Below are 3,470 nucleotides of genomic sequence, written 5' to 3'. Positions count from 1 at the left end.
CGGCACCTGCACCGCGGCGTCGAACAACACCGCGTCATGGCGGCGGGGGTCGATGATGACCGGCATGACCAAACCTTCTCACGCCGGTCCCACGTCGGTCCCACGTCGGTCCAAGCGCCGAGTACGGGTCAGCGGCGCGCGGCCGGTCGCGATCGTTGCGCAGTGGGCGGAAATGCCCGGGCCGAGCGCTTTCGCCGGTGCTCCTTGCTGAACAGCAAAACGGAGTCGTGGCTGAGCGCCACGAGCCGCGCCATGCCCAGTTCGATACCGTCGGTCAACTGCTTGACGTCGGCCGGGGCATCGTATTCGGCGGTGACACCGAACACGACCTCGTCGCCGTAACTGAGCACCGCTACACCGCTGCTGAGCCGCGAGGCGGTGGGCGGTATCGGCAGCAGGCGCTTTATCGTGTGACCCATCAACCGCAACTGGTGGCGTGGGCCCGGCCCGTTGGTCGCCAGGGTCACGATGCCGTGCTGCGGGAGCCGCGCCATGAGTCGAATTGCATTGGCGCGCAGGGGTTTTGGCAGGCAATTGACCGCCGCCTCCACCAGACCGGCGAGCGGCGGCCGCTCGGCCGGGTTGGTTGTCCACCGGTTGTGCACGGTCCGCAATCGCTGGACCGGGTCCTCGTGGTCGACGGGCAGGTACGGCAGCATGGCCGATTGCAGCGGCGTCGGCATGAGGGTGCGCAGGGAGTCCGCCCGCGGTTCTTCGCCGCGACGCAGCAGAACGGTGCGGAAGCCCTCGGTGATCGCCGCAAGGGCAACATCGTTCACGGTGACGCCGAACTTCTGACATACCCGGTCGACGTCGGCGATCGGGATTCGCACGGTGCCGTACCGCCGCATGGTGGTGACCGGGTGCATCGGGGCCTCCGGCGCCGGCCACACCGCATCGACGAGGGTGCCGGTCACAGTGCCGGCCAGCGCGGCGGTCCGAACCAGGGCGTCGGCCCAGCCGTGCTTCCCGGGCCGAGCTGACGAAACATGTTCCGCGGCCTTGTGATTGGCGAATATATCGGCGTCGGCGTCGTCGCAGAGCTTGGTGAGCAGATGGGCGGCCGAGTTGCCGTCGGTGAGGCAGTGGTGGATCTTCATCAAGATTGCCCACCTGTTGCCCTTCAGGCCCTCGATGACCCAGCACTCCCAGGGCGGACGGTCCAAGTCGAGGGGACGCTCGAGGGCATGAGCGATGGCTCGCGAGAGTGCGGCATCATTGCCCGGACGCGCAACCGCCAACCGGCGCACATGGTGGGTGAGGTCGAATTGCGGGCAGTTGATCCACTCGAACGTTGGCGTCCGCAGCAACTGTGTGCATCGCGGGACCGACTCGATACGTTCTTTCAGGAGCCTCTTCAGCAAGCCGTCGTCGGGGGCAGCGCCGTCGACGATGGCGACCGCACCGATCGCCAGGCTTGATTGCACCATGATGAGTCCCGCTCCCGATTCTGGACTTGTTCCAGTATCCGTGCGGTGGCGCCGGAACGGTAGGGTCGCGACGTTAAGAACGCTTTAATAACTTCGCTTAAAATCGAACACACATTCGAGTAGCCTGTAGGGGTGGGCTGGTTTAACGGGCCGCCGAGCTGGGCGGAAATGGAGCGGGTGCTCGACGGCAAGCCGCGCCATGCCGGTGCACCGACGGAGTTCCCGGAGGATGCCCCCCTGTCACGCAAGCGGGGGACGTACCGGCCGCCGGATGGCGCCCGGCCGGCCCGCTCGTCCGTGGCGGCTTCCGTTTCCTACGCCGAATTGCACGCGCATTCGGCGTTCAGCTTTCTCGACGGTGCCAGCACCCCGGAGGAGCTTGTGGAGGAGGGTGCCCGGCTGGGTTTGCGTGCCCTGGCGCTGACCGATCACGACGGCCTGTACGGGGCGGTGCGGTTCGCCGAGGCGGCCGCCGAACTCGATCTGCGCACGGTGTTCGGCGCCGAGCTGTCTTTGGGGCCGGGGGCGCGCACTGAGGCGCCGGATCCGCCCGGCCCGCACCTGCTGGTGCTGGCGCGCGGACCGGAGGGTTACCGGCGGCTGTCGCGGCAGCTGGCCGCCGCGCACCTGGCCGGCGGGGAGAAGGGTAAGCCGCGCTACGACTTCGACGCGCTGACCGAAGCCGCGGGAGGACACTGGCACATCCTGACCGGGTGCCGCAAAGGCCATGTGCGCCAAGCGCTTTCCGACGGCGGACCGGACGCGGCCGCGCGGGCGCTGGCCGACCTGGTGGACCGGTTCGGGCCCGACCGGGTCAGCGTCGAGCTGACCCACCACGGCCAGCCGCTCGACGACGAACGCAACGCGGCGCTGGCCGCCCTGGCGCCGCGCTTCGGCGTCGGAGTCGTCGCCACCACCGGCGCGCATTTCGCCCACCCGTCGCGCGGCCGGTTGGCCATGGCGATGGGCGCCATCCGGGCCCGGCAGTCCCTGGACTCCGCCGCCGGCTGGCTGGCCCCGCTGGGCGGCTCGCACCTGCGGTCCGGGGACGAGATGGCCCGGATGTTCCCCCAGTGGCCGGAAGTGGTGACCGCCGCCGCCGAGCTCGGCGAGCTGTGCGCCTTCGGGCTGGCGCTCATCGCGCCGCAGCTGCCCCCGTTCGACGTGCCCGACGGGCATACCGAGGACAGCTGGCTGCGTCAGCTGACCATGACGGGGGCGCGCGAGCGCTACGGACCGGCCGAACGCGCGCCACGCGCGTACGCCCAGATCGAGCATGAGCTGAAAGTCGTTGCGCACCTGAGGTTCCCGGGATACTTCCTGGTGGTGCACGACATCGCCCGGTTCTGCCGCGAGAACAACATCCTGTGCCAGGGCAGGGGATCGGCGGCCAACTCCGCGGTCTGTTATGCCCTCGGTGTCACCGCGGTCGATCCGGTGGCCAACGAGCTGTTGTTCGAGCGTTTCTTGTCGCCGGCCCGCGACGGGCCGCCCGACATCGACATGGACATCGAGTCGGACCAGCGAGAGAAGGTCATCCAGTACGTCTACGACAAATACGGCCGTGACTATGCCGCGCAGGTCGCCAATGTCATCACCTACCGGGGGCGCATCGCGGTGCGCGACATGGCCCGCGCGCTGGGCTTCTCGCAGGGGCAGCAGGACGCGTGGAGCAAGCAGATCAGCCACTGGAACGGCCTCGCCGACTCGCCTGACACGGACGGAATCCCGCCGCAGGTCATCGACCTGGCCACCCAGATCCGGAATCTCCCGCGGCACCTGGGCATCCATTCCGGCGGCATGGTGATCTGCGATCGCCCGATCGCCGACGTGTGCCCGGTGGAGTGGGCGCGCATGGAGAACCGCAGCGTTTTGCAATGGGACAAAGACGACTGCGCCGCAATCGGTTTGGTGAAGTTCGACCTGCTCGGCCTGGGCATGCTCTCGGCACTGCACTACGCCATCGACCTGGTGGCCGAGCACAAAGGGATCGAGGTGGATCTGGCCAAGCTCGACCTCTCCGAACCCGCGGTGTACGAG

General features: G+C 68.5%; 2 protein-coding genes. One reads left to right on the top strand and one right to left on the bottom strand.

Annotated elements, in window-relative coordinates:
* Nucleotides 1-128: 128 nt before the first annotated feature.
* Complete coding sequence (locus JO059_RS20410) at nt 129-1,430, bottom strand: wax ester/triacylglycerol synthase family O-acyltransferase (RefSeq protein ID WP_293322071.1); 1,302 nt, start codon at nt 1,428-1,430, stop codon at nt 129-131.
* 132 nt (nt 1,431-1,562) lie between these two features.
* Between JO059_RS20410 and JO059_RS20405 the strand changes: the two genes are divergently transcribed.
* Nucleotides 1,563-3,470, top strand: a 1,908-nt coding sequence (locus JO059_RS20405) for a PHP domain-containing protein (protein WP_293322069.1), incomplete at its 3' end; no start/stop codon positions are given.

Origin of the sequence: Mycobacterium sp. (assembly GCF_019247615.1) — a bacterium.
Classification (GTDB): domain Bacteria; phylum Actinomycetota; class Actinomycetes; order Mycobacteriales; family Mycobacteriaceae; genus Mycobacterium.
This window is presented reverse-complemented; position numbering and strand designations above follow the sequence as displayed.